20 protein-coding genes are annotated in these 20,745 nt (G+C 65.9%); 11 read left to right on the top strand and 9 right to left on the bottom strand.

The window, feature by feature from the left end; translation table 11 throughout:
* Positions 1 to 67 precede the first annotated feature (67 nt).
* The 5 genes from FDK12_RS03860 to FDK12_RS03880 all read right to left on the bottom strand — a co-directional run bounded on the left by FDK12_RS03860 (position 68) and on the right by FDK12_RS03880 (position 5,109).
* On the bottom strand, positions 68 to 1,435 hold the full coding sequence (locus tag FDK12_RS03860; protein ID WP_189636260.1) for an ABC transporter substrate-binding protein: 1,368 nt from the start codon (positions 1,433 to 1,435) through the stop codon (positions 68 to 70).
* A gap of 64 nt (positions 1,436 to 1,499) precedes the next feature.
* The gene (locus FDK12_RS03865; protein ID WP_137368347.1) at positions 1,500 to 2,384 is read right to left on the bottom strand and encodes a carbohydrate ABC transporter permease; all 885 of its coding nucleotides are present in this window, start codon (positions 2,382 to 2,384) and stop codon (positions 1,500 to 1,502) included.
* Positions 2,381 to 3,382, bottom strand: coding sequence for a carbohydrate ABC transporter permease (locus FDK12_RS03870; protein ID WP_104116727.1), 1,002 nt, complete (start codon positions 3,380 to 3,382; stop codon positions 2,381 to 2,383). Before FDK12_RS03870 ends, FDK12_RS03865 begins: the two co-directional genes overlap by 4 nt.
* Positions 3,375 to 4,274, bottom strand: coding sequence for an NAD(P)-dependent oxidoreductase (locus FDK12_RS03875; protein WP_137368348.1), 900 nt, complete (start codon positions 4,272 to 4,274; stop codon positions 3,375 to 3,377). Before FDK12_RS03875 ends, FDK12_RS03870 begins: the two co-directional genes overlap by 8 nt.
* Positions 4,275 to 4,341: 67 nt before the next feature.
* The gene (locus FDK12_RS03880) at positions 4,342 to 5,109 is read right to left on the bottom strand and encodes an RraA family protein (RefSeq protein WP_104116725.1); all 768 of its coding nucleotides are present in this window, start codon (positions 5,107 to 5,109) and stop codon (positions 4,342 to 4,344) included.
* A 193-nt stretch (positions 5,110 to 5,302) separates the two neighbouring features.
* Between FDK12_RS03880 and FDK12_RS03885 the strand changes: the two genes are divergently transcribed.
* Positions 5,303 to 6,016, top strand: a complete 714-nt coding sequence (locus FDK12_RS03885) for a GntR family transcriptional regulator (RefSeq protein WP_137368349.1) — start codon at positions 5,303 to 5,305, stop codon at positions 6,014 to 6,016.
* Positions 6,017 to 6,128: 112 nt separating this feature from the next.
* Here the strand turns inward: FDK12_RS03885 and FDK12_RS03890 are convergent, their stop codons facing one another.
* Entirely contained in the window at positions 6,129 to 7,148 is a 1,020-nt protein-coding gene (locus FDK12_RS03890; protein WP_137368350.1) for a TerC family protein, read from the bottom strand.
* 223 nt (positions 7,149 to 7,371) lie between these two features.
* Between FDK12_RS03890 and FDK12_RS03895 the strand changes: the two genes are divergently transcribed.
* Genes FDK12_RS03895 through FDK12_RS03905 form a run of 3 tightly spaced genes read left to right on the top strand, consistent with a single transcriptional unit; the run spans position 7,372 to position 9,407 of the window.
* Positions 7,372 to 8,073, top strand: a complete 702-nt coding sequence (locus FDK12_RS03895) for an MSMEG_4193 family putative phosphomutase (RefSeq protein ID WP_137368351.1) — start codon at positions 7,372 to 7,374, stop codon at positions 8,071 to 8,073.
* A 15-nt stretch (positions 8,074 to 8,088) separates the two neighbouring features.
* Positions 8,089 to 8,640: a DUF3090 domain-containing protein gene (locus FDK12_RS03900; protein ID WP_137368352.1), complete on the top strand. Its 552-nt coding sequence runs from the start codon at positions 8,089 to 8,091 to the stop codon at positions 8,638 to 8,640.
* Positions 8,640 to 9,407: an SCO1664 family protein gene (locus tag FDK12_RS03905; RefSeq protein ID WP_137368353.1), complete on the top strand. Its 768-nt coding sequence runs from the start codon at positions 8,640 to 8,642 to the stop codon at positions 9,405 to 9,407. Before FDK12_RS03900 ends, FDK12_RS03905 begins: the two co-directional genes overlap by 1 nt.
* 229 nt (positions 9,408 to 9,636) lie before the next feature.
* On the opposite strand, the gene FDK12_RS03910 is transcribed toward FDK12_RS03905, so the two are convergent.
* Positions 9,637 to 10,107, bottom strand: a complete 471-nt coding sequence (locus FDK12_RS03910) for an Lrp/AsnC family transcriptional regulator (protein ID WP_223263077.1) — start codon at positions 10,105 to 10,107, stop codon at positions 9,637 to 9,639.
* A 148-nt stretch (positions 10,108 to 10,255) separates the two neighbouring features.
* Here FDK12_RS03910 and FDK12_RS03915 point away from each other — a divergent pair, with 148 nt between their 5' ends.
* On the top strand, positions 10,256 to 11,224 hold the full coding sequence (locus FDK12_RS03915; RefSeq protein ID WP_137368354.1) for a DMT family transporter: 969 nt from the start codon (positions 10,256 to 10,258) through the stop codon (positions 11,222 to 11,224).
* Positions 11,225 to 11,251: 27 nt separating this feature from the next.
* Here the strand turns inward: FDK12_RS03915 and FDK12_RS03920 are convergent, their stop codons facing one another.
* On the bottom strand, positions 11,252 to 11,746 hold the full coding sequence (locus tag FDK12_RS03920) for a MarR family winged helix-turn-helix transcriptional regulator (RefSeq protein ID WP_137368355.1): 495 nt from the start codon (positions 11,744 to 11,746) through the stop codon (positions 11,252 to 11,254).
* Between the two features lie 103 nt (positions 11,747 to 11,849).
* Here FDK12_RS03920 and FDK12_RS03925 point away from each other — a divergent pair, with 103 nt between their 5' ends.
* Positions 11,850 to 12,782: an NADP-dependent oxidoreductase gene (locus FDK12_RS03925; RefSeq protein ID WP_137368356.1), complete on the top strand. Its 933-nt coding sequence runs from the start codon at positions 11,850 to 11,852 to the stop codon at positions 12,780 to 12,782.
* A 407-nt stretch (positions 12,783 to 13,189) separates the two neighbouring features.
* Entirely contained in the window at positions 13,190 to 13,981 is a 792-nt protein-coding gene (locus FDK12_RS03930) for a hypothetical protein (RefSeq protein WP_137368357.1), read from the top strand.
* 138 nt (positions 13,982 to 14,119) lie between these two features.
* Here the strand turns inward: FDK12_RS03930 and FDK12_RS03935 are convergent, their stop codons facing one another.
* Entirely contained in the window at positions 14,120 to 15,154 is a 1,035-nt protein-coding gene (locus FDK12_RS03935) for a LacI family DNA-binding transcriptional regulator (RefSeq protein WP_223263078.1), read from the bottom strand.
* A gap of 95 nt (positions 15,155 to 15,249) precedes the next feature.
* Between FDK12_RS03935 and FDK12_RS03940 the strand changes: the two genes are divergently transcribed.
* From FDK12_RS03940 to FDK12_RS03955, 4 genes are all read left to right on the top strand, one after another.
* A complete protein-coding gene (locus tag FDK12_RS03940) occupies positions 15,250 to 16,188 on the top strand; it encodes a carbohydrate ABC transporter permease (RefSeq protein ID WP_137368358.1) in 939 nt (312 codons plus the stop codon).
* Positions 16,189 to 16,259: 71 nt separating this feature from the next.
* Positions 16,260 to 17,129 (top strand): carbohydrate ABC transporter permease, encoded by an 870-nt coding sequence (locus tag FDK12_RS03945; RefSeq protein ID WP_223263127.1) that lies wholly within the window; start codon positions 16,260 to 16,262, stop codon positions 17,127 to 17,129.
* Positions 17,130 to 17,178: 49 nt separating this feature from the next.
* The gene (locus FDK12_RS03950) at positions 17,179 to 18,528 is read left to right on the top strand and encodes an ABC transporter substrate-binding protein (protein ID WP_137368360.1); all 1,350 of its coding nucleotides are present in this window, start codon (positions 17,179 to 17,181) and stop codon (positions 18,526 to 18,528) included.
* A 151-nt stretch (positions 18,529 to 18,679) separates the two neighbouring features.
* Entirely contained in the window at positions 18,680 to 20,728 is a 2,049-nt protein-coding gene (locus tag FDK12_RS03955; RefSeq protein WP_223263079.1) for a beta-galactosidase, read from the top strand.
* The last annotated feature ends 17 nt before the right edge of the window (positions 20,729 to 20,745 follow it).

The following is a 20,745-nucleotide window of genomic DNA, read 5'->3' on the forward strand; positions in this document are numbered from 1 at the left end:
GGTCGGTACGGGGATCGGGTGATCGGACGGGCAGGGGCGGCAGCGGGCCGCCCCTGCCCCGGGTGCGTTATCCCGTAGCGCCGAGCCCTGCGTTGACCTCGGTGAAGAATTCGGACACGGCCTGCTCGATGGAGACCTCGCCGAAGCTCACGCGCTCGTAGGCACGGGTGTAGGACTCCTCGAAGGTGGCCTGGTAGCCGGGAGGGTAGACGACCGTGGGCGGCTCGGACTCGGCAATCTGCTGGTAGAGCTCGAGGTCGTGCTTGCGGAGCTCCGGCAGTTCGGGGTTCTCCAGCTGCGCCTCGAGGTGGCGGGAGTTGGTGACAGCACCGTTCGACGACGCGAACACGGCCGCCGCTTCGTCGTCGTTCGCCCAGAAGTCGATGAAGGCTGCCGCCGTCGGGACGTTGTCGCAGTTGACGGGAATGGCGAAGCCGGACGTGAACAGCACGTTGCCGGGCCCGGCCTCTCCCGCAGGAAGGGGAAGGGAGGTCAGTGTCTGTCCGTTCCCGAGCCCGTCCAGGGTGGCCTGCGAGTTGATGATCGAGTTGCCCGGTGCGGTGTCGGCGACCGTCACTCCGCGGGAGACGTAGCTCTGCTCGGGCTGCTCGGGCTGCTCGCTCATCTGCGCCGGCGTTGCCGTCGCTCCGGCTTTGCGCATCTCCTCCCACATGGTCCAGTACTCGGCCAGTGCCTCTTCGGAGAAGCCGAGCTTGCCGTCCTTGAAGAGGGTCTCGCCCTTCGCCGCCATGTAGCTGATGAGGAAGTTCGGGCGACCACCGCTCAGCGAGAGTGCGGAGACTCCCTCCGGCAGGTTCGGCTGCATCTCCATGGCCCAGCTCTGCAGGTCCTCCCAGGTGTAGCCCTCGGGCAGCATCTCGCTGCCGGCCTGCTCCACGAGGGTCTCGTTGACGACGAGGGCGTCGTAGGCGGCACCGTAGGGGACGACGTACAGGTTGCCGTCGGTCCCGCGGCCCGTGTCGAGGACCTCCTCGGGGATGTCGCTGACGTCGATCGCACCGGATTCGATCATCGGATCGAGGGGGAGGAACAGGTTGCGGGACGTGTAGTCGTTCAGCTGCCGGCCCTGCATCTGGGTGAGGCAGGGCAGGTTGCCGCTTGTTCCCTGCACGTTGAGCCGCTGGAAGTAGGCACCGAAATCGGCGAACTCGCGCTCGATGGTGACGCCCTCGTGCTCCTCCTCGAACATGTCCGCGACGGCGTTGGTCACCTCGTTGCGCTGGCCGGCCCCCCACCAGGCGAGCCGGGCGGAGCCCGTGACCTCGCCCTGTCCGTCCACGACCTCGTCGCCGCCGGGAGCCTCTCCTACGCTGGTGCCGCCTGCACACGCGGACACTGCCAGCAGTGCTCCCAGTGCTGCCGTGGCCGCGACCGTGCGGTGCCGGCGTCGTGTGGCTGAAGATTGAATCGTCATTGTTTCCTCCATGGTTGTGTCGGGTGATCGGTGGTTCCGGCGAAAATGGGACGGGCCGGCGGTGCTATTTGAGTCCGCTGGTGGCGATGCCCTCGATGAGCAGTCGCTGTGCGGCGAAGAAGAAGCCGACAACGGGCGCCAGTGAGAGCGTCGCCATGGCGAAGAGGGGTCCGAACGAGGACTGCCCGGTCGCGTCCAGGAAGCTGTTGAGGCCCTGGGTGACCGTCCAGAGCTCCGGGCGGTTGAGGTAGAGCAGCGGGCCGAGGAAGTCGTTCCAGGTATTGATGAACGTGAACAGCGCCGTCGTGCCGAGCGCCGGGATGGACAGCGGCAGGATGATCCGGCGGAAGATCCCGACGTGGCCGCAGCCGTCCAGCCGTGCTGCGTCATCCAGTTCGCGGGGAAGGGTGCGCATGAACTGGACCATCAGGAAGATGAAGAACGCATCCGTCGCGAGGAACTTCGGCACCGTCAGCGGCAGGATCGTGTTGATCCAGGCCAGTTCGTTGAAGAGCACGTACTGCGGGACGAGGGTCACGTGGTACGGCAGCAGCATCGTGCCGAGCATGACCGCGAAGAGCGTCCGCTTGAACGGGAACTCGAGCCGGGCGAAGGCGTAGGCCGCCAGGGCGCAGGCGATGACGTTGCCCACCACGGACAGCAGGGTGATCAGGAGCGAGTTGAAGAAGTACCGCGAAAAGGTGAAGGACCCGAGGGTCCAGCCGTCCACGTAGTTGTCCAGGGTGAAGTTGCCCGGCCAGAGGCTGAGGGTGTTGAACGTCTCGTTGGCCGGCCGGAAGGATGCTCCCACCATCCACAGCAGGGGGTAGAGGATGACGATCAGGACGACGATCATCGTGAAGTGCCTCGCGATGGCGAGCACCATCCTGTTGCGGGACATCGTGCGGCCGAACAGGGGCTTCCGGGGAGCGGGTGCGTAGGTGGTCATCGTTCGTCTCCGTAGTGGACCCAGTACCGGGCCGATGCGAACAGGAGGGCGGTGAAGATTCCGAGCACCACGACCAGTGCCCATGCCATGGCGGATGCGTACCCCATCTCGAGGTTGGCGAAGCCGCGCTGGTAGAGGTAGAGGGTGTAGAACAGGGTCGAGTTCAGCGGACCGCCACTGCCGTTGCTGATGACGTACGCGGGGGTGAATGCCTGGAAGGCGTTGATCGTCGTCATCAGGATGTTGAAGAAGATCAGCGGCGTCAGCAGTGGCAGCGTGACGTGGCGGAAGCGGCGGAAGACGTTGGCCCCGTCCACGGACGCCGCCTCGTGCAGCTCACGCGGCACCTGCCGCAGCCCTGCCAGGAAGATGATCATGGTGGAGCCGAAGGTCCAGACGTTGAGGACCACGAGCGTGTACAGCGCGCTGTTGGGGTTGCCGATCCAGCTCTGCCCCTGGATCCCGAAGACCGCCAGCACCTGGTTGAAGATGCCCTCCTGCCCGAAGACCTGGCGCCAGAGGAGCGCGATGGCGACACTGCCGCCAATCAGGGAGGGAAGGTAGAACGCCGCGCGGTACACGGACAGCGCCTTCATGCCCTGGTTGAGGATCAGGGCGACGCCGAGGGAGGCGACCAGCACGGCCGGCACCGAGACGACGACGTACAGGAAGGTCACCTGGACGGAGTCGATGAACCGGGGATCGGCCGCCAGCATGCGTTCGTAGTTCGCGAAGCCGGCCCAGACCGGCGGCGAGAGGAGGTCGTACCTCGTGAAGGACAGGTACAGGGAGTAGAGCATCGGGCCGATGGTCAGCAGCAGGAGCCCGACGATCCAGGGCGACAGGAACCCGAAGGCGACCCACGCCTCCCGCCGTGAACCTGACCGGCGGGACGCCGTCCGGCGCTTCGTGCCGGTGCCCCCGCCGTCGGACGGACCGCCGGCGAGCGGCGGCGTGTCCAGGAGGGCGGCCTGTGCGGTTCTGGTGACGTCAGTCATCGTTGTCCTTCCCGTCGTGGTCGTGTCCCTCGCCGGCCGCTGCGTCCCGCGCATGGGACTCGACGTAATCCGGCAGCAGCTGGCTCAGGAGGGCTGCGAAAGGGGCGGAGGTTTCTGCTGTCCGTGCAGCGGTGAGGAATTCGAAGAGGTCCTTGCTCCAGGGCCTGTCCTTGACCGCTGTTCCACCCGCGGAGTACGCGGCCGCCGTGTCGTCGAAGAACCCCCAGTTGGCGGCCACCCATGACGCTCCGGTGGACGTGGCCACGGCCTTGAGCACCGTCTCGGGAGCTACCCCGTACTTTCCGGCCACGTCCAGCGCCTCGTGGGCACCGGCGAGCGCGGAGAACATCATCATCTGGTTGGCCAGCTTGGTGGCCGCTCCGGTGCCCGGAGCACCCGCCAGCAGGACCTCGCTGCCGACGGCACGCACCACGTCCTCGACGGCGTCGAAGTCCTCGCGCTCCGCTCCCACGAACACCGTCAGGTCGCCCTTGCGCGCCCTGGCCGATCCTCCGCTGACCGGAGCGTCGATGAACCGCGTCCCGTGCTCCCTGGCCGCCGCGGCGAGGGACTGCGCCGACGCCGGGAGGATGGTGCTGTGGACGATCACCGCTCCGTCGGTGCTGGTGGCGAAGTACCCCCGCTCCCCCAGCAGGATGGACTCCACGGCGGCGTCGTCCGGAACCACGAGCACGAGGACGTCCGCGGACGCGAGCTCCTCGACGGACTCAGCGCTCTTCGCGCCGGCGTCCACACAGGATCGGGCTTTGTCCGGCGCCGGGTCGAAGACGGTGAGGGGCCAGCCGTCGTCGAGCAGGGCGTGTGCCATCGGCAGGCCGAGGTTCCCGAGTCCGGCGAGGCCGATCGTTGTGGTGCGTGGCTTCGTTGCCATACTTCCTCCGGAAGCGTTGCAGTGGTGCCGGGCGGGCCCGGCACCACTGACTGACAGTGATGGGGAGTTACAGGCCTTCGTAGTAGGCGACGACGGCGTCGATGTCGACGGAGCTGTCCTTCGGCCGGCCCTGCGCCTTGTACAGCTTCGTGCGGGCGTGCATGTCCGCCAGCAGGATCGCGCGGGCGTGGGTCGCCACTTCGTGGGCTACGGCGGCGGGGACGACGATGATGCCGTCGTCGTCGCAGCCGACGATGTCCTCGGGCTGGACCTGCACTCCGCCGCAGGCGATGGTCGTTTGGACCTCAACGACCTCGATGCGGCCCGGGATGATGGTGCGTCCGCGTTCCCGGACACAGATGGGGTTGCGCTGGAGGGTCACCTCGCCGGTGTCGCGGCAGTAGCCGTCCGTGATGATGCCCGCTGCGCCTGCGCCGACGGCGGCCATGACGTTCTCGGAGCCCCAGAAGCCCACTTCGCGGCCTCCGCCGGAGTCCATGACGATCACGTGACCGGGCCGCAGGTCCGCCGGGAGCTTCTTGTGGCCGTGCTTCTCGAACCAGATGCGGTGGGCCTCGACGATGTCCTGGGTCGAGTCCAGCTTCCACATGGGCTTGTTGGACGGCACGCAGCGGATGGTTGCAGCATGCCCCCAGAACTTCATGCCGTACCAGAGGGGGTGGATGGCGGGGTCCATGAGGTTGATGTCGAAGTAGCCGATGCCGTCGAGGGCGTCGGCGACGTCCGCCACGCGGAGGTGCTTGTACAGGCTGTTGAGGTTCTCGGGATCGGCCTTCTCGTAGTCGGGGGCCGTGCTGTTGGTGAGCGTCGTCATGGGACACCTTTCGCTTCTTCGGGAACAGTTGTCGCGCAGCGACCTGTCATCGATCTGCTGCCGGGATTCGCTTCAGTGACCCGTGTCACTTTTTCGCTTGCATATTGTCTACAGCATTCAGTCGACATAAGACAAGGGCTGCCGGCATAATGGTCGGAACGCCTCACCCTCAACCCCCGATGGAGGATCCCCCGTGGTCACGTCCACCAGTGCCTCCGCCCCGTCGGCCTCCGGCCGCATCAAGTCCTCGAGCCTCGTCGACCTCGCGGCCGAGGCCATCCGCAAGCAGATCCTGTCCGGGTCACTCGGCCCGGGTGACCGCCTCATCGAGGAACGCCTGACCGAGGAGTTGGGTATCAGCAGGCCGCCGCTGCGCGAGGCGCTGCGCATCCTGTCCCAGGAGGGGCTCATCGAGACGCGTCCACGTCAGGGCTCCATCGTCGCCACCCTCACGGACCAGGATGTGTTCGAGATCCTGACCCTGCGCTCCGCCCTCGAGAAGCTCGCGGTGGAACTCGGCGTGCCCGTGTCGGACCCGTACAGGCTCGAGCGCTGCCGGCATGCCCTCGAACAGATGGAGGACTGCGCGCGGCGCGAGGACAGGGCAACGCTCGTGGAGCGGGGGTACGCCTTCCATGCGTCCATCGTCGCCCTGGCAGGGCACCGCAGGCTGGAAACCACCTACGCCTCGGTGCAGCAGCAACTGCTGCTCTGCATGGCACGGAACCTGTACGTACGGGAGCACTACCACGAGAACCTCGTGGACCACGTGGCCCGGCACCGGTTCCTGCTGGAGCTGATCGAGGCGGGCGATCCGCAGGCTGTGCTCGCGGAGCTGGCCGTGCACGGGGAGCGGTCGTTCACGGAGCCGCAGCCGGGAAGTTCGGACGGACGGCAGAACACCTAGGGAAGGCACCGGCGCCGGCCGGTGCCTTCCCCAGGATGAGCGGAGAGTCCTACCGGGAGGATCCTGCCGTCGAGCTCCGGGTCTCGTCGGACTCGGGATCGTCGGTCCGTTCCTAGGAGTCCGCGGTGGTCACGGCTCCGCCCTCCACCTGCCCGCGGTCGTTCCTGGCGTCGTCGCCCCGGGTCCTGAGCAGGCTCGCGACGGTGGCGACGGCGATGGTCGCGCCGATGAAGAGCAACGAAAACCAGATGGGGATCTCCGGGACCCAGAGGAGCGGCTGACCGCCGTTGATGAAGGCCAGCTCGTTGACGTGCAGGGCGTGGAAGACGAGCTTCACGCCGATGAACGCGAGGATGACCGCGAGCCCCTGGGCGAGGTAGACAAGGCGTTCGAGCAGTCCGCCGATGAGGAAGAACAGCTGGCGCAGGCCCATGAGCGCGAAGGCGTTGGCCGTGAAGACGATGTACGCCTCATTGGTGAGGCCGTAGATCGCTGGAATAGAGTCGACGGCGAAGATGAGGTCCACGAAGCCGATCGCGATGATCGTGAGGAGCATCGGCGTGACGAAGCGCGTGCCGCCCTTCTTCACGGTTAGCTTGTCCTCGTGGTACTCGTCGGTGACGGGCAGCACGCGGCGGACGAGCCGCATGAACCTGCCGTCGGCCGGGTTGGCGTCGTGGCTGCCGAACGCCTGCCTGTAGGCGAGGAAGAGCAGCAGGGCGCCGAAGATGTAGAAGATCCAGGAGAAGTTCTCGATCAGTCCCGCACCGATGGCGATGAACCCGCCGCGGAGGACCAGGGCGATGATGATACCGATCATCAGCACCTTCTGCTGGTACTTCTTCGGGACCGCGAAGCCGGTCATCACGATAAGGAAGACGAACAGGTTGTCGATCGACAGGGCCTTCTCGGTGAGGTAGCCGGCGAAGTACTCGCCGCCGAACCTCCAGCCCGAGACGACGCCGATCCCCACGCCGAACAGCAGGGCGAGGCCGATGTAGAACGCGGACCAGCGTGCGGATTCGGCGATGGTCGGTTCGTGGGGTTTGCGCACGTGCGCGAAGAATTCGTAGACGAAGAAGGCGATCGTCACGGCAAGCGTGATCAACCAGATCAGGGGTGTGACCTGCATGAAGTGTGCTCCCAAGGGTAGGCGTCGGGCATAGGCGCCAAGGTCTCCTCCGCCCGGACGGAACCGGAACCGATTGCCCGGGATGCAACGGTGCATCCGTAGTGACGGGTCAATCGCAGTCGGGAGTACTCCCCTTGATACATCCAGCTTAACGGACGCTCGGCTGTCCCCGTTCCCGAGGTGCTGCACCCGACGCCGTCGGGCGGGTGGCTAGGCTGGGTGGATGGCGACAGTGATCCTCGTGCGGCACGGCCGCACCACAGCGAATGCGTCCGGTCTGCTGGCCGGCCGTACGCCCGGCGTGAGCCTCGACGACGTCGGCCGCGACCAGGCGGCCGCCACCGGAGCGCGGATCGCCGCGGTGCCCGTCGTCGGGGTCGTGTCCAGCCCGTTGGAAAGGTGCAGGCAGACCGCGCAGTTCATCCTCGACCGCCAGGGCGGGACGCCCCCGTCACTGCTCGACGACGACCTCACCGAGTGCGACTACGGCCAGTGGCAGGGCCGCACGCTCACTGACCTCGCAACCGAGGGCCTGTGGTCGGTGGTGCAGTCGCAGCCGTCCGCCGTCACCTTTCCCGGTGGCGAATCCATGGCCACGATGCAGGCTCGGTCGGTGGCCGCGATCCGGCGCCGCGATGCAGCTCTCGAAGCCGAGCACGGGCCCGGGGCCGTGTGGGTGGCGGTGAGCCACGGTGACATCATCAAATCGATCCTCGCCGACGCGTTCGGCATGCACCTCGACCTGTTCCAGCGCATCGCGGTGGGTCCCGCATCCGTGTCGATCGTGCACTATGGCTCGAGCCGCCCGAGCGTATACGCGACCAACACCGACGCCGGGGACCTGTCCTGGCTGGCCGCCAGCGCCTCCTCCGCCGATGCCACGGTGGGCGGTGGCGCAGGGCACACGGCGCCACCGGCCCGTTGAGCCTAAAATAAACCCATGCCTACAACTGTTCACGAGTTCGCCTGGCCTGATCGCGTCGTCGTCGGCACCATCGGCGTTCCGGGGCAGCGCACGTTCTACCTGCAGGTGCGCACGGGGAAGCAGATCGTCAGCATCGCCATGGAGAAGCAGCAGTCGGCGCAGCTCGCCGAGAAGATCGACGAGATCCTCGACCAGCTCATCACCCTCGACGGCAACCCCTTTAGCGTTCCCGCGAGCACTCCCATCGAACTCGTCGACAATGACCAGCTCGAGCCGGTCGAGGAGCAGTTCCGCACCGGGGTCATGAGCCTGGGCTGGGATCCCACGACGGCGCAGATCGTCATCGAGGCGTACCCGATCACCGATCTCGAGACCGAGGACGAGGTGTTCCCCGAGGATGAGGACGCGGAAGCGGCCGAGGTGCTGCGCGTGCGCATGCCGGTCGGGACCGCGCGGGCCTTCGCGAAGCGCACGCGGGAGATCGTGGGCGCCGGGCGTCCGATCTGCGTGATCTGTGGCCAGCCCATCGACGCCGACGGACACACCTGCACCATTCCCGAGGTCTGATGCCGGCGCCCGATCTGGTGACCGCCGAGCTGACGCTGACCGGCCGCATCACGACGGCGTCGAACGCCACCTTCCTGGGCAGCATCGGTGACACCGCGGTCGTGTACAAGCCGATCAAGGGCGAGAAGCCGCTGTGGGACTTCCCCGACGGCCAGCTGGCGCACCGCGAGGTGGCCGCCTACCTCGTCTCGGAGGTTCTCGGCTGGAACATCGTGCCGCGCACCTGGCTCCGTGAGGGCCCGTTCGGTCCGGGCATGGTGCAGCTCTGGCAGGAGACGGACCCCGACCAGAACGCGGTGGACCTCGCCGCCGCGGACGACGTGCCTGAGAGCGGCTGGAAGCAGGTCCTCGAAGGTCAGGACGAGAAGGGTCGGATGGTCGCCCTCATCCACGAGGACACCCCGGCGCTAAGACGCATGGCGGTGTTCGACGTGATCGTCAACAACGCGGACCGCAAGGGTGACCACATCCTCGCTATGGGTGACGGGCGCCGGTACGGCGTGGACCACGGGCTCACCTTCCACGGCGAGCACAAACTGCGGACGGTGCTGTGGGGGTGGGTGGGCGACGCATTGACAGCCGAGGAGCTCGAAGGCATTGATCGTATCCGCGACGGATTGCAGGGGTCGCTCGGTCGTGAGTTTGCGGAGCTGCTCACCGCCGAGGAGATTGCGTCGCTCGCTGCTCGTTGCGCAGCACTGCGAGCGACCGGGAGGTTCCCGCCTCCGCACGGGGAGATGCCGGCGGTGCCCTGGCCGCTGTTCTAGGTGCTGCCCTCACAAACTTCCGCCGATCAATTTTCTGCTAGCACGTGGTGTCTGCCATCTCTTCAGCTTGGCATGTCACCTTCAGGTGTACGACCAAGGCCGGTTACTGCTACTGCTGGGCGTTCGCCCCCCCCCGCACCGGCACGCGGTGCCTGCATGTGTCGGCGTCAGAGTCCCCTTCGATCACGCCGCTACTCGGTGGTCATACTGAAGGTGGACCTGTTCCTCGCTACACCTTCGGGCCGGTTGGAAGGTGAATGGGGAGTGGTTGGAGGTGAGCGTACACAACACTGGTGTTGACATTGGCGACCTCCGGTCGCTCTGTCAGCCTGTCGATGACGAACGCGTAGAGTCCGTCCGTGTCCTCGACGGCGACGTGCACAAGGAAGTCCTGGGCGCCCGAGGTGACGAAGACCCCGATCGTTTCCGGCAGGGCCGATACCCAGTCCCTGAAGTTCTCGATGTTGGTTCGGGACGGAGGGTGAATACTGATCGCAATCAGTGCCTGGACCGGTCTTCCGATCGCCGCCAGGTCTACCTGAGCGTGATAACCGGTGATGATGCCACGTGAATGCAGAGAGTTCACGCGTTGGATTGCGGTCGACGGGGCGATCCCGGTTGCGTCAGCAAGCCGCCGGTTAGTCGTCCGCCCGTCCTTCTGCAGCAAGGTCACGATGGTCTGATCGGTCTCATCCAGCAACTGAGCTCCTCGTTTCGCGTGCCGAATTTAGTACGGTCCCGGGTCTACCCTGAAGGGGTAGCGGAAACAAAATGCGGTTTTAGGAGCGCTAGGCAGTCGGTAATTCTGCCGTTTGCGCCCAAGTAAAATTCTATTCTAGCTTCAGAGCATGTTGTCCGAACGAAACACTGTAGGCGTAGTCCTCGTTCTGCTTGCCGCAGCCATCTGGGGAACCGTCGGTCCAGCTCAAGTATTATCGGGCACGGAGGCTGATCCGGGTGCCCTCGGCGCTCTGCGGCTTCTTGTAGGTGGGGCTGTTCTGTCGCTTCCTGCATTGCGCCGGGTGCCCTGGCGGGCGCTTGCGAAGAGGGATACCTGGCCGTGGGTTCTGGCTGCCGCAATGTCGACCGCCATGTACCAGGCGACGTTCTTGTATGCGGTGGAACTCACAGGGGCTGCGATCGGGACGACTGTCGCTTTGGGGTTTGCCCCTTTTGCGACAGGTCTTTTCGCTTGGTGGTGGGCAGGCCAGAAGCCGGACAGGCGATGGCTCATCGGAACGCTTGCAGCAGTCCTTGGATGCGCGCTGATTCTTGCCCCATCGGGGGAAGTGCGGGTCGATGCTATGGGCGTCGTATTCGCTGTCGTGAGCGGTTGCTGCTACGGCGCCTATACCGTCTCGGCCAAACGATTCATCAACACAGGGATTGCCCCAACCGCCACTATCGCCATCACCCTCGTCATCGGTGGCATGCTCCTGGCGCCATTGATTGTCTGGCGATCCGAACATCTACTCGAACCCAACACGCTGCTTTTCGTAGCCTGGATCGGCGTGATCGGCACAGCTGCCGCTTATCTCCTCTTCGGGCGGGGGCTGAATCTTATATCCGCGACTGTGGCCGGCACGCTCAGTCTGGTTGAACCCCTGACGGCGGCACTGCTGGGTGTCCTCGTTCTAGGCGAGTCCATGACGCCCTTCATGATGCTTGGCAGTGTGCTACTTCTTACCGGGATTCTCGTTATCAGCCTGCCCATGGAAGATCGCCGAAGGCGGCCGGCGAAGGGGGCTGCCGATACCGAGGAAGTGGCTACACCAAAGACGCTTCCGGCTGGCAGGCGTACGAGCACGATGCCCTGACGAGGCCCTTATGAGATTTCGAGGGAACTATGCCTTCTGTCGTCGGGTGGCTGAGCGGGGCGGGGCTGAGCGGAGGTGTGTGCTGACCTGTCCGAGGATGCGCGCGAGTTCGCCGGCATCGTCATCGGTGAGCGGAGTGAAGAGGAGTTCGCGGACGGCTTCGATGTGACCGGGAAATACCGCCTGGAGTACGTCCCTGCCGGCGGCGGTGATGGCGACGATGGTGCTGCGTTCATCGTCTGGCGAGGGAGAGCGGGCAATCAGGCCGCGCTCCTCGAGCAACTGCGCCTGATAGGTCAGCCCACTGCGGCTGTAGACCACACCATCGGCGAGGTCCGTCATCCGTGAGCGACCGTCGGCGGCATCGCCCAGACGAGCCAGGAGTTGGAACTGGACGTAGCTCAGAGCCCCGACATCACGAAGCTGCTTCTCGACCGCGGGACGCAGGAGACTGCTCACCTCCGACAGGGCGAAGTACGCGCGCAGCTGTGTCGGCGTCAGGGAATTGGGCTGTTCAGTCATGAATCCATCATAGGGGTTTGCTTCGAACTCGAAACGGTGTATGTTGTTGGTATCTGCTTCGAAGTCGAAGCATCGAACGAGTCATCAGATGAAGGGTTAGATCATGAAGGCAATTCAGTTCCAGCAGGTCGGCGGTCCCGAGGTCCTTGAGTACACGGAGATCCAGCAGCCGACACCGTCTGCGGGTGAAGTGCGGCTGCGTGTTGCGGCGTCGGCATTCAACGCCGCTGATAACGGCATGCGAACCGGTTTCCTGCCCATTCCGATCGAAATGCCGCATGTTCCCGGGTACGACGTCTCCGGAACGATCGACTCCGTTGGTGAAGATGTTGAAGGCCTCACGGTAGGCGACCCGGTGATTGCCTTCCTGCCAATGGAGCGCGATGGTGGGGCGGCCGAGTATGTGGTCACCCCAGCAGATGCTGTTGTGGCAGCTCCGAGGAGTATTCCGCTGGCCGATGCCGCGGCGCTGCCGTCGGTGGCGCTGACTGCCTGGCAGGCGTTGTTCGACGAGGGCGGGCTACAGGCTGGTCAGCGCGTGTTGATCGTCGGCGCAGGAGGTGTCGTGGGGAAGTACGCTATCCAGCTCGCCAAGCGGGCAGGCGTGGAGGTCATTGCGACGGCCAGCCCGCGCAGCATTGATGCCGTTCGGGCAGCGGGCGCGGACCAGATCATCGACCACACGGACACCGATCTCCTCGGCGCCCTTCACGGGCAGGTCGACGTGCTGCTGAACCTCGCACCGATCGAGCCGGAGCAATTCGCCGCGTACGTCGCCGCTGTGGGCGACGGCGGGTCGGTCGTGAGCACAACAGCCTTCATGGCAACGCCCGGGGATGACAGCCGACGCGTCGAGGCGAAGACCGTGTTCGTCCTGCGCAACCAGGACCGCCTTGCGCAGCTCGTGTCACTCGTCGACGAGGGCTCACTGAACGTCGAGGTAACCCGCAGGATCACACTCCCGGAACTGCCAGCCCTACATGCCGAAGCAACCACCGGCCGCATCACAGGCAAGGTCATCATCACCCCCGCCTGACCCATCACGAGTGGCTGACAGGCAGGGCGAGGTGGCCTACAAGCCCAAAGGGATCGGGTAGGCCATCCTCAGCAGGCTGGTCATGAGTATTCACCGAGAGAACCATCACCCAGCAGACGTCCAAGATCGGGCGGGAGGTACCCATGCTGCAACTTGCTGCTGAGCCGTGCTGTGCACGCAATCAGAGAGCTGGACGAGAAGAGTTTGGAACTGTGAGGCCAGATGCTCAACAGGCGTCGTCACCACGAGCAAGAAACGGCGTAGTCGGGCGACACTGGGTGCGGCACCGACTCTCGGACGTCAGGTACCAGTGCACGTTTTCTACTGACCACCGACAGTCCCGGCGCTACTCAGCCGGTAGGGCAGGATTGGCTACGTTCAGATGTCCAGGAACAGGGGGTACGGGAATGAGTGACGACACGATGGCCGCGCTGCCGGCAGACCAGCTGCTCCTGGTGGTGACCCGGGTCCTGGAAAACACCAGTCCTTTCGCCGACGAGGCTCAGCTGGTAGCCAGTGAGATCCTCCGCCTGCGTGACGCAGGCCAACTTTCACAGAACATCGCGGAAGACCTCGCGTCGCGCATCTACCAGCGTCAGATGCACTCCTGGCACTCCGGCGATTTCCAGCTGACAGAGCCGATTGCGAAACTCAGCAATGACATCGACCCGGCCAAGCGGGAACACTTCCCGGGCACACAAGTGGACCCGGTACACGTCCAGGCTCGCGTCGCTGCCATCGCCGCGGGTATTCCGTCGCCGACGGCCTCGCAGCCTGGAGGTGGGCAGGATGAGGCCGACCTGCTGGTGTCCATCGCTCGAGCGGTCGAAGGCAGCGTTCAGCCAGGATGGAGCAGCTTGCGTTTCAGAGCATGGGCCATAGGAAACGTCATGTCCTACGAACTCCTCGCACTGCGGAACGGGAAGGAAGAGCGCAGCATCCCTGCGGCTGCGGCTGTGTATAGACCACTGAAGCGCCTGAAAACGGTTGGCCATGTAGCGGGGACAGGCACCTGGCTGTCCCTGACACTGAACATCTCGTCCTTCGGCGGCCTCGACGTCGACTACAACTTTGACGACAGGCCACATTTCGACATTGACATAAGCACCCAGGACTACGCCCTCGAGCTGCAGCGATTTCGGCGCCGTGATGAATCGATACCGGCATGGTGGCGCGAACGCATCGCGCGTGGTGACTAATAAGGTGCATGACGAGCCAGTTTTGTCTGCCCTGTGGGCCTGAGCCCTAGGTGTCCGTTGTGCAACTCTTTCTTTGCGAGACACCGTGACGAGACAGGGCCGCTCCAAAGAGCTGGCGACTAGGTAAAGAGCTAGCGACTAGGTAACCAACGCCGCAGTACTCTCCCGCACCACCAGCCGCGTCGGCACGAGTTCCCGCCCCGGCTCCGTCGAGTTGTCCCGCATCTGCTTCAGCACCTTGTCCACGCAGCGCCGGCCCAGCTCCGCGAAGTCCTGGTGCACCGTCGTCAGGGGTGGGCTGAAGGAGGTGCTGTCCGGTATGTCATCGAATCCGACGATCGAGACATCCTGTGGCACCCGGACGCCCTTCTCGTGGAACGCCCGCAGGATCCCCAGTGCCATCTGGTCGTTCGCAGCGAACACCGCGGTGCAGTCCGACTCCGCCAGCGTCAGCCCCGCAAGGTAGCCCGAGTCCGCAGACCAGTCCCCCCGTAGCAGCGGAGGCTCCTCGCAGCCACGAGCAGCGAGAGTCTGACGCCACGCGTTGACGCGCCGTTCAGCGGCGAAGGACTCCGACGGCCCCGCCACGTGCCACACGGTCTCGTGCCCCAGGTCCAGCAGGTGCTCCACAGCCTTCTGGGCGCCGTCGGCCTGGTCCGTGTCGATCACGCTGTAGCCGTCGCTCGCGTTGGAATCGACCACCACGGCGTGCACGCCCGGCGGCAGCGGCACCGTCGCGGCATCGAGCAGGTGTACCTCCATCACCACGATGATCGCGTCCACCGCCAGCTCGTTCAGCCGCGAGAACGCTCCCCGCACTCCGGCCTGCGTCGGCGCGGACACGGGGATCAGCGTGATGACGTAATCCTCCTCGGCGGCCCTCGCGGCAATCGCTTCCAGGGTGCGGACGTTGCCGGTGGTCGAGAGCGTGAAGAGCAGGACGCCGATCGTCCGGAAGCTCCCCCGCTTAAGCGCCCGCGCGGCGCTGTTGGGTCGGTACCCCAGTTCATCCATGGCCCGAATGACCTGCTGTCGCGTTGCCTCGACCACGCCCGGGCTGCCGTTGGAGACCCGGGACACCGTCTGCGCCGAGACGCCGGCCAAACGGGCGACGTCGGACATGGACACACGCCGCTCCTCACGGACGAGGTGTTGACGCGGCGTGGAGGACATGTGACCATCGTAACAACAATGTTTGCGTAAACATGCCGCTTCCCGTTCTGCTATGTTTGCGCAAACATCATCGATAGAGTCAGAAGGAACCACCCATGACGACGGCGTCACCACCACCGGCCGTGCTCGGCACGCAGCCCAAGCCCGCGAAGCGAGCGCAGAAGCGCACCCAGAAGCGATCCTGGTCCGGCTGGCTCTTCATCGGCCCCTTCATGGCGGTCTTCGCGGTCGTCTTCCTCGCACCCATCGCCTACTCGATCTGGCTCAGCTTCTTCCGCAACCAGCTCGTGGGTGGCAACGGCTTCGTTGGCCTCGCCAACTACTCCCAGGCGCTGCAGGACTCCCAGTTCTGGTCCTCGCTCCTCCGCGTGACGCTGTTCCTCGCGGTGCAGGTGCCGGTGATGCTGCTGATCGCCCTGCTCGTGGCCCTGGCTTTGGACAGCGGCAGGCTCTACGGGAAGTCCTTCTTCCGGATCTCGATCTTCCTGCCGTATGCCGTTCCCGCCGTCGTCGCCAGCCTCATGTGGGGCTTCATGTACGGCACGCGGTTCGGCCTCGTGGGCAACATCAACAGCGCGCTCGGCACCAACCTGCCGAACCCTCTCTCCCCCGACCTGATCCTCGCCTCGATCGGCAACATCGTCACGTGGGAGTTCATCGGCTACAACATGCTGATTTTCTACTCGGCGCTCCGCGTGATCCCGAAGTCCCTGTACGAGGCCGCGGAGATCGACGGCGCCAGCCGGTTCCGCCTCGTCACCGCCATCAAGCTCCCCGCAATCCGCGGAGCCCTCGTGGTCGCGGCGATCTTCTCGGTGATCGGCAGCTTCCAGCTCTTCAACGAGCCGGCCATCCTGCAGAGTCTCGCGCCGAACTCCATCTCCACGTACTTCACCCCCAACCTCTACGCCTACTCGCTGAGCTTCTCCGGCCAGCAGTACAACTACTCCGCCACCGTGGCCATCATCATGGGCGTCATCACCATGGTCATCGCCTACGCAGTCCAGCTGCGCGGCATGCGGAAGGAGAGCTGACCATGAGCGTCGCCGTCGAACCCGCCCATACCCGCAAGGACCACCAGAAGCAGAAGCCCGGCTACGTTCGTATGAAGAGCACGCGCCGCGGCGTGGACAATCCGAAGCGCAGCCTCCTGCTGACCGTCCTCACCGGCATCGTCCTCATCTACAGCCTCATCCCGCTGGTTTGGCTGTTCATCAACTCCTCCAAGACCCAGGCCGATCTCTTCACCTCGTTCGGCCTGTGGTTCAGCGGCGACTTCGCCCTGTTCGGCAACATCGGCGACACCCTCACGTACGACGGCGGTATCTTCGGCCGCTGGTTCCTCAACACCGTGCTGTACGTGGTGCTGGGCGCCGGCGGAGCGACGTTCCTCGCCGTCCTCGGCGGGTACGCTCTCGCGAAGTTCAACTTCCCGGGCAAGAAGGCCGTGTTCGCCGTCGTCATCGGTGCGGTGGCCGTTCCCGGCACCGCCCTGGCAGTCCCCACCTTCCTCATGTTCAGCGAGATGGGCCTCACCAACACCCCGTGGTCGGTGATCATCCCGTCCCTCATCTCGCCGTTCGGCCTGTACCTGATGTGGACGTTCGCCTCCGAGGCGATCCCCACCGAACTGCTGGAATCGGCCCGCATGGACGGCGCCGGCGAGTTCCGCACGTTCTTCCAGATCTGCCTGCCACTGCTGGGCCCGGGCATCGTCACGGTGCTGCTGTTCACCATGGTCGCCACGTGGAACAACTACTTCCTGCCGCTGATCATGCTCAAGGACCCGGCCTGGTACCCGCTGACCCTGGGCCTGAACGCCTGGAACGCTCAGGCGTCGACGGCGGGTGGCGAGGCGATCTTCAACCTCGTCATCACCGGCTCGCTCCTCACCATCCTGCCGCTGATCGCGGCGTTCCTGCTGCTGCAGCGCTACTGGCAGTCCGGCCTGAGCGCGGGCGCCGTCAAAGAGTAATCCCCTCCCGTTACCCCTTCCGAAAAACAATGAAGTGAAAAGGAACCCCATGAAGAGCAAAATCTCCCCGGCGGTGCTGCGCGGTTCGGCACTCGCCCTCGCGGCAGCCCTCACCCTCACCGCTTGCGGTGGCGGCGGGAACGACGCCGGCGGCGCCGCACCCGAAGAGGTCAGCGCCGACGACGTCCAGGCAGCCCTCGAGGAGGGTGGCGACCTCACCATCTGGGCCTGGGAGCCCACTCTCGAGAAGGTCGTCGAGGACTTCGAGGCCGAGCACCCGAACGTGAACATCGACCTCGTGAACGCCGGCACCGGAAACGACCAGTACACCGCGCTGCAGAACGCGGTCGCGGCCGGCTCGGGCGTGCCCGACGTCGCGCAGATCGAGTACTTCGCGCTTCCCCAGTTCGCCCTGGCCGAGTCCGTCAAGGACCTCACCGGCTACGGTGCCGGTGACCTCGCCGACACCTTCAACCCCGGCCCGTGGAGCTCCGTCCAGGCGGGCGAGGGCATCTACGGCCTCCCCATGGACTCCGGGCCCATGGCCCTGTACTACAACACCGAGGTGTTCGAGAAGCACGGCGTCGAGGTCCCCACCACGTGGGACGAGTACGTCGAGGCAGCCCGCGCGCTCCACGCCGCGGACCCCAGCATCTACATCGCCAATGACACGGGCGACGCCGGCCTCACCACGAGCCTCATCTGGCAGGCAGGCGGCCAGCCCTACAAGGTGGACGGCACCGACGTCACCATCGACTTCTCCGACGAGGGCTCCACCAAGTTCGCCGAGACCTGGCAGCAGCTGCTCGACGAGGACCTCCTCTCGCCCATCACCTCCTGGAGCGACGAGTGGTACCAGGGCCTCGGCAACGGCACCATCGCCACCCTGGCCACCGGCGCCTGGATGCCCGGCAACTTCACCTCCGGCGTCCCCGCGGCGTCCGGCAAGTGGCGCGCGGCACCACTCCCCCAGTGGGAAGAGGGCGGGACCGCGAGTGCCGAGAACGGCGGCAGCTCGCTGACCATCCCGACCGCGAGTGAGAAGGGCGCCCTCGCGTACGCCTTCCTCGACTACGCGAACGTGGGCGACGGCGTGCAGACCAGGATCGACGGCGGCGCATTCCCCGCGACCGCGGCGGCCCTCGAATCGGAGGAGTTCCTCAACGCCGAGTTCGAGTACTTCGGCGGCCAGCAGGCCAACCAGATCTTCGCCGAATCCGCCCGCAACGTTCCCGAAGGCTGGTCCTACCTGCCCTTCCAGGCGTACGCCAACAGCATCTTCAACGACACCGCCGGCCAGGCCTACGTCTCGGACACCCCGCTGACCGAGGGCCTCAAGAGCTGGCAGGACGCCAGCATCAAGTACGGCTCCGAGCAGGGCTTCACCGTCTCGGAGTAGTACCAGCAGCTCGACCAGACCCGGGCCGGGCGGGAGCTCGCGCACCCGCCCGGCCCGCTCCATCCCCGCCGTACCCCGCTGCACCGAACGGGCAGCGGGAGCACCGCCCCTGCATTGAACGCCTCACGAAATCGCCTCAAGGAGCTGTACCGTGTCAACACCCACCACCCACCGCTGGCTGCGCTGGCCGTCCGAGCCGAATCGCAAGCGCATGGCCTTCGGCGCCGACTACAACCCGGAGCAGTGGCCGCGCGAGACGTGGGACGAGGACGTACGGCTCATGCGCGAAGCCGGCGTCAACGTGGTGTCGCTGGCGATCTTCTCCTGGGCCCGCCTCCAGCCCGAGCGGAACACTTGGAACTTCGCCTGGCTCGACGAGATCATCGACCTGCTGCACGCCAACGGCATCGCCGTCGACCTCGCGACCGCCACCGCCTCGCCGCCGCCGTGGCTCGCCACCGAGCACCCCGAGATCCTGCCCGTGACGGCCGACGGCGGCACCCTCTGGCCCGGCGCGCGCCAGCACTGGCGCCCCACCAGCCCCGTCTTCCGCGAGCACGCGCTGAACCTCGTGAGCGCGATGGCCGAACGCTACAAGGACCACCCCGCGGTCTGCGCGTGGCACGTCTCCAACGAGCTCGGCTGCCACAACATCTACGACTACTCCGACGACGCCGCCCGCGCCTTCCGCACCTGGCTCACCGAGCGCTACGGCAGCATCGACGCGCTCAACGACGCCTGGGGCACTGACTTCTGGTCCCAGCGCTACACGCGGTTCGAGCAGATCTTGCCCCCGCGCCAGGCCGCCTCGCACCCGAACCCCACGCAGCAGCTCGACTTCAAGCGGTTCTCCTCCGACGCCCTGAAGCAGTACCTGCGCGAGGAACGCGACACCCTGCACCGCATCACGCCGGACATCCCCGTCACCACCAACTTCATGGTCATGGGCGAGACCAAGGGCATGGACTACGCCGACTGGGCCGCCGAGGTGGACTTCGTCTCCAACGACCACTACTTCGTGCCCGGCTCGCAGGCCGTGGACGAGCTCTCCTTCTCCGCGAACCTGACCGGTAACATCGCCGCCGGCAAGCCCTGGTTCCTCATGGAGCACTCCACGAGCGCCGTGAACTGGCAGCCCATCAACACCCCGAAGAAATCAGGGGCACTGCGCCGCGACTCCCTCACGCACGTGGCTCACGGGGCCGACGCCGTCTGCTTCTTCCAGTGGCGGCAGTCCAAGGCCGGCGCCGAGAAGTTCCACTCCGCGATGGTCCCCCACGCCGGCGAAGACAGCCCGATCTTCCGCGGCGTCGTCGACCTCGGCCGTGAACTCGGCGAGCTCTCCGCCGTCGTCGGATCCCGCCGCAGCAAGGCGCCGGCCGCGATCCTCTTCGACTGGAACTCCTGGTGGGCCTCGGAGCAGGACTCCCACCCCTCCGACCGCCTGCGCTACAAGCAGGAGGCTCTCGACTGGTACTCGGCGTTCCTCGCGCTCGGCATCCGCGCCGACGTCGTCCCCTCCGCCACCGACTTGAGCGGCTACGGGCTCGTCGTAGCGCCCATCCTCCATTCCGTCCCCGCGGGCCTGAAGGCGCGCCTCGAGGAGTACGTGACCGGCGGCGGGCACCTCGTAGCCAGCTACTTCAGCGGCATCACCGACGAGAACGACCACATCTGGCTCGGCGGCTACCCCGGCGCCCTGGCGGACCTCCTCGGCGTGCGCATCGACGAATTCGGGCCCCTGCTCGACGGCGAGACCGTGCAGCTGGACAACGGCACCACCGCGACCCTCTGGGCCGACCGCGTGCTGCCTCGCGCCGACGGCGTCGAGGTCCTCGCCCGCTACACCTCGGGTGAGCACACCGGCGATGCCGCCGTCACGCGCCGCACGGTCTCCTCCGACCCCGGAGCAGGCAGCGCCGCCTACGTCGGCGCGCGCCTCGGCGCGGCAGGCATCGAACCCGTTCTCGCGGACCTCGCCGCCCGCGCCGGGATCGAGAGCGAGCTTCCCGCCGATCTCCGCGGCGCCGTCGAGCAGGTGCTGCGCACCGACGACGACGCCGACTACGTCTTCCTCATCAACCGCACCGACGAACCGGTGGACATCGCCGGCGTCGACGGCGACACCCTCACGGGCGAGGAGTCCAAGCTGGCTCCCCGCTCCGTCGCCGTGCTCTCGAGGAAGGGACGCACCACTTAGCAGTGCCCCTGCAGTTC

Source organism: Arthrobacter sp. NamB2 (assembly GCF_005281365.1).
Classification (GTDB): domain Bacteria; phylum Actinomycetota; class Actinomycetes; order Actinomycetales; family Micrococcaceae; genus Arthrobacter_D.

Bases quoted from the DNA above. Each gene is read 5' to 3' on its own strand.
- FDK12_RS03880 (WP_104116725.1), bottom strand. From the start codon at position 5,109: ATGACGACGCTCACCAACAGCACGGCCCCCGACTACGAGAAGGCCGAT.
- FDK12_RS03920 (WP_137368355.1), bottom strand. From the start codon at position 11,746: ATGACTGAACAGCCCAATTCCCTGACGCCGACACAGCTGCGCGCGTAC.
- FDK12_RS03895 (WP_137368351.1), top strand. From the start codon at position 7,372: ATGGCGACAGTGATCCTCGTGCGGCACGGCCGCACCACAGCGAATGCG.
- FDK12_RS03865 (WP_137368347.1), bottom strand. From the start codon at position 2,384: ATGACCACCTACGCACCCGCTCCCCGGAAGCCCCTGTTCGGCCGCACG.
- FDK12_RS03870 (WP_104116727.1), bottom strand. From the start codon at position 3,382: ATGACTGACGTCACCAGAACCGCACAGGCCGCCCTCCTGGACACGCCG.
- FDK12_RS03890 (WP_137368350.1), bottom strand. From the start codon at position 7,148: ATGCAGGTCACACCCCTGATCTGGTTGATCACGCTTGCCGTGACGATC.
- FDK12_RS03900 (WP_137368352.1), top strand. From the start codon at position 8,089: ATGCCTACAACTGTTCACGAGTTCGCCTGGCCTGATCGCGTCGTCGTC.
- FDK12_RS03875 (WP_137368348.1), bottom strand. From the start codon at position 4,274: ATGGCAACGAAGCCACGCACCACAACGATCGGCCTCGCCGGACTCGGG.
- FDK12_RS03915 (WP_137368354.1), top strand. From the start codon at position 10,256: ATGTTGTCCGAACGAAACACTGTAGGCGTAGTCCTCGTTCTGCTTGCC.
- FDK12_RS03925 (WP_137368356.1), top strand. From the start codon at position 11,850: ATGAAGGCAATTCAGTTCCAGCAGGTCGGCGGTCCCGAGGTCCTTGAG.
- FDK12_RS03945 (WP_223263127.1), top strand. From the start codon at position 16,260: ATGAAGAGCACGCGCCGCGGCGTGGACAATCCGAAGCGCAGCCTCCTG.
- FDK12_RS03950 (WP_137368360.1), top strand. From the start codon at position 17,179: ATGAAGAGCAAAATCTCCCCGGCGGTGCTGCGCGGTTCGGCACTCGCC.
- FDK12_RS03860 (WP_189636260.1), bottom strand. From the start codon at position 1,435: ATGACGATTCAATCTTCAGCCACACGACGCCGGCACCGCACGGTCGCG.
- FDK12_RS03905 (WP_137368353.1), top strand. From the start codon at position 8,640: ATGCCGGCGCCCGATCTGGTGACCGCCGAGCTGACGCTGACCGGCCGC.
- FDK12_RS03935 (WP_223263078.1), bottom strand. From the start codon at position 15,154: ATGTCCTCCACGCCGCGTCAACACCTCGTCCGTGAGGAGCGGCGTGTG.
- FDK12_RS03940 (WP_137368358.1), top strand. From the start codon at position 15,250: ATGACGACGGCGTCACCACCACCGGCCGTGCTCGGCACGCAGCCCAAG.
- FDK12_RS03930 (WP_137368357.1), top strand. From the start codon at position 13,190: ATGAGTGACGACACGATGGCCGCGCTGCCGGCAGACCAGCTGCTCCTG.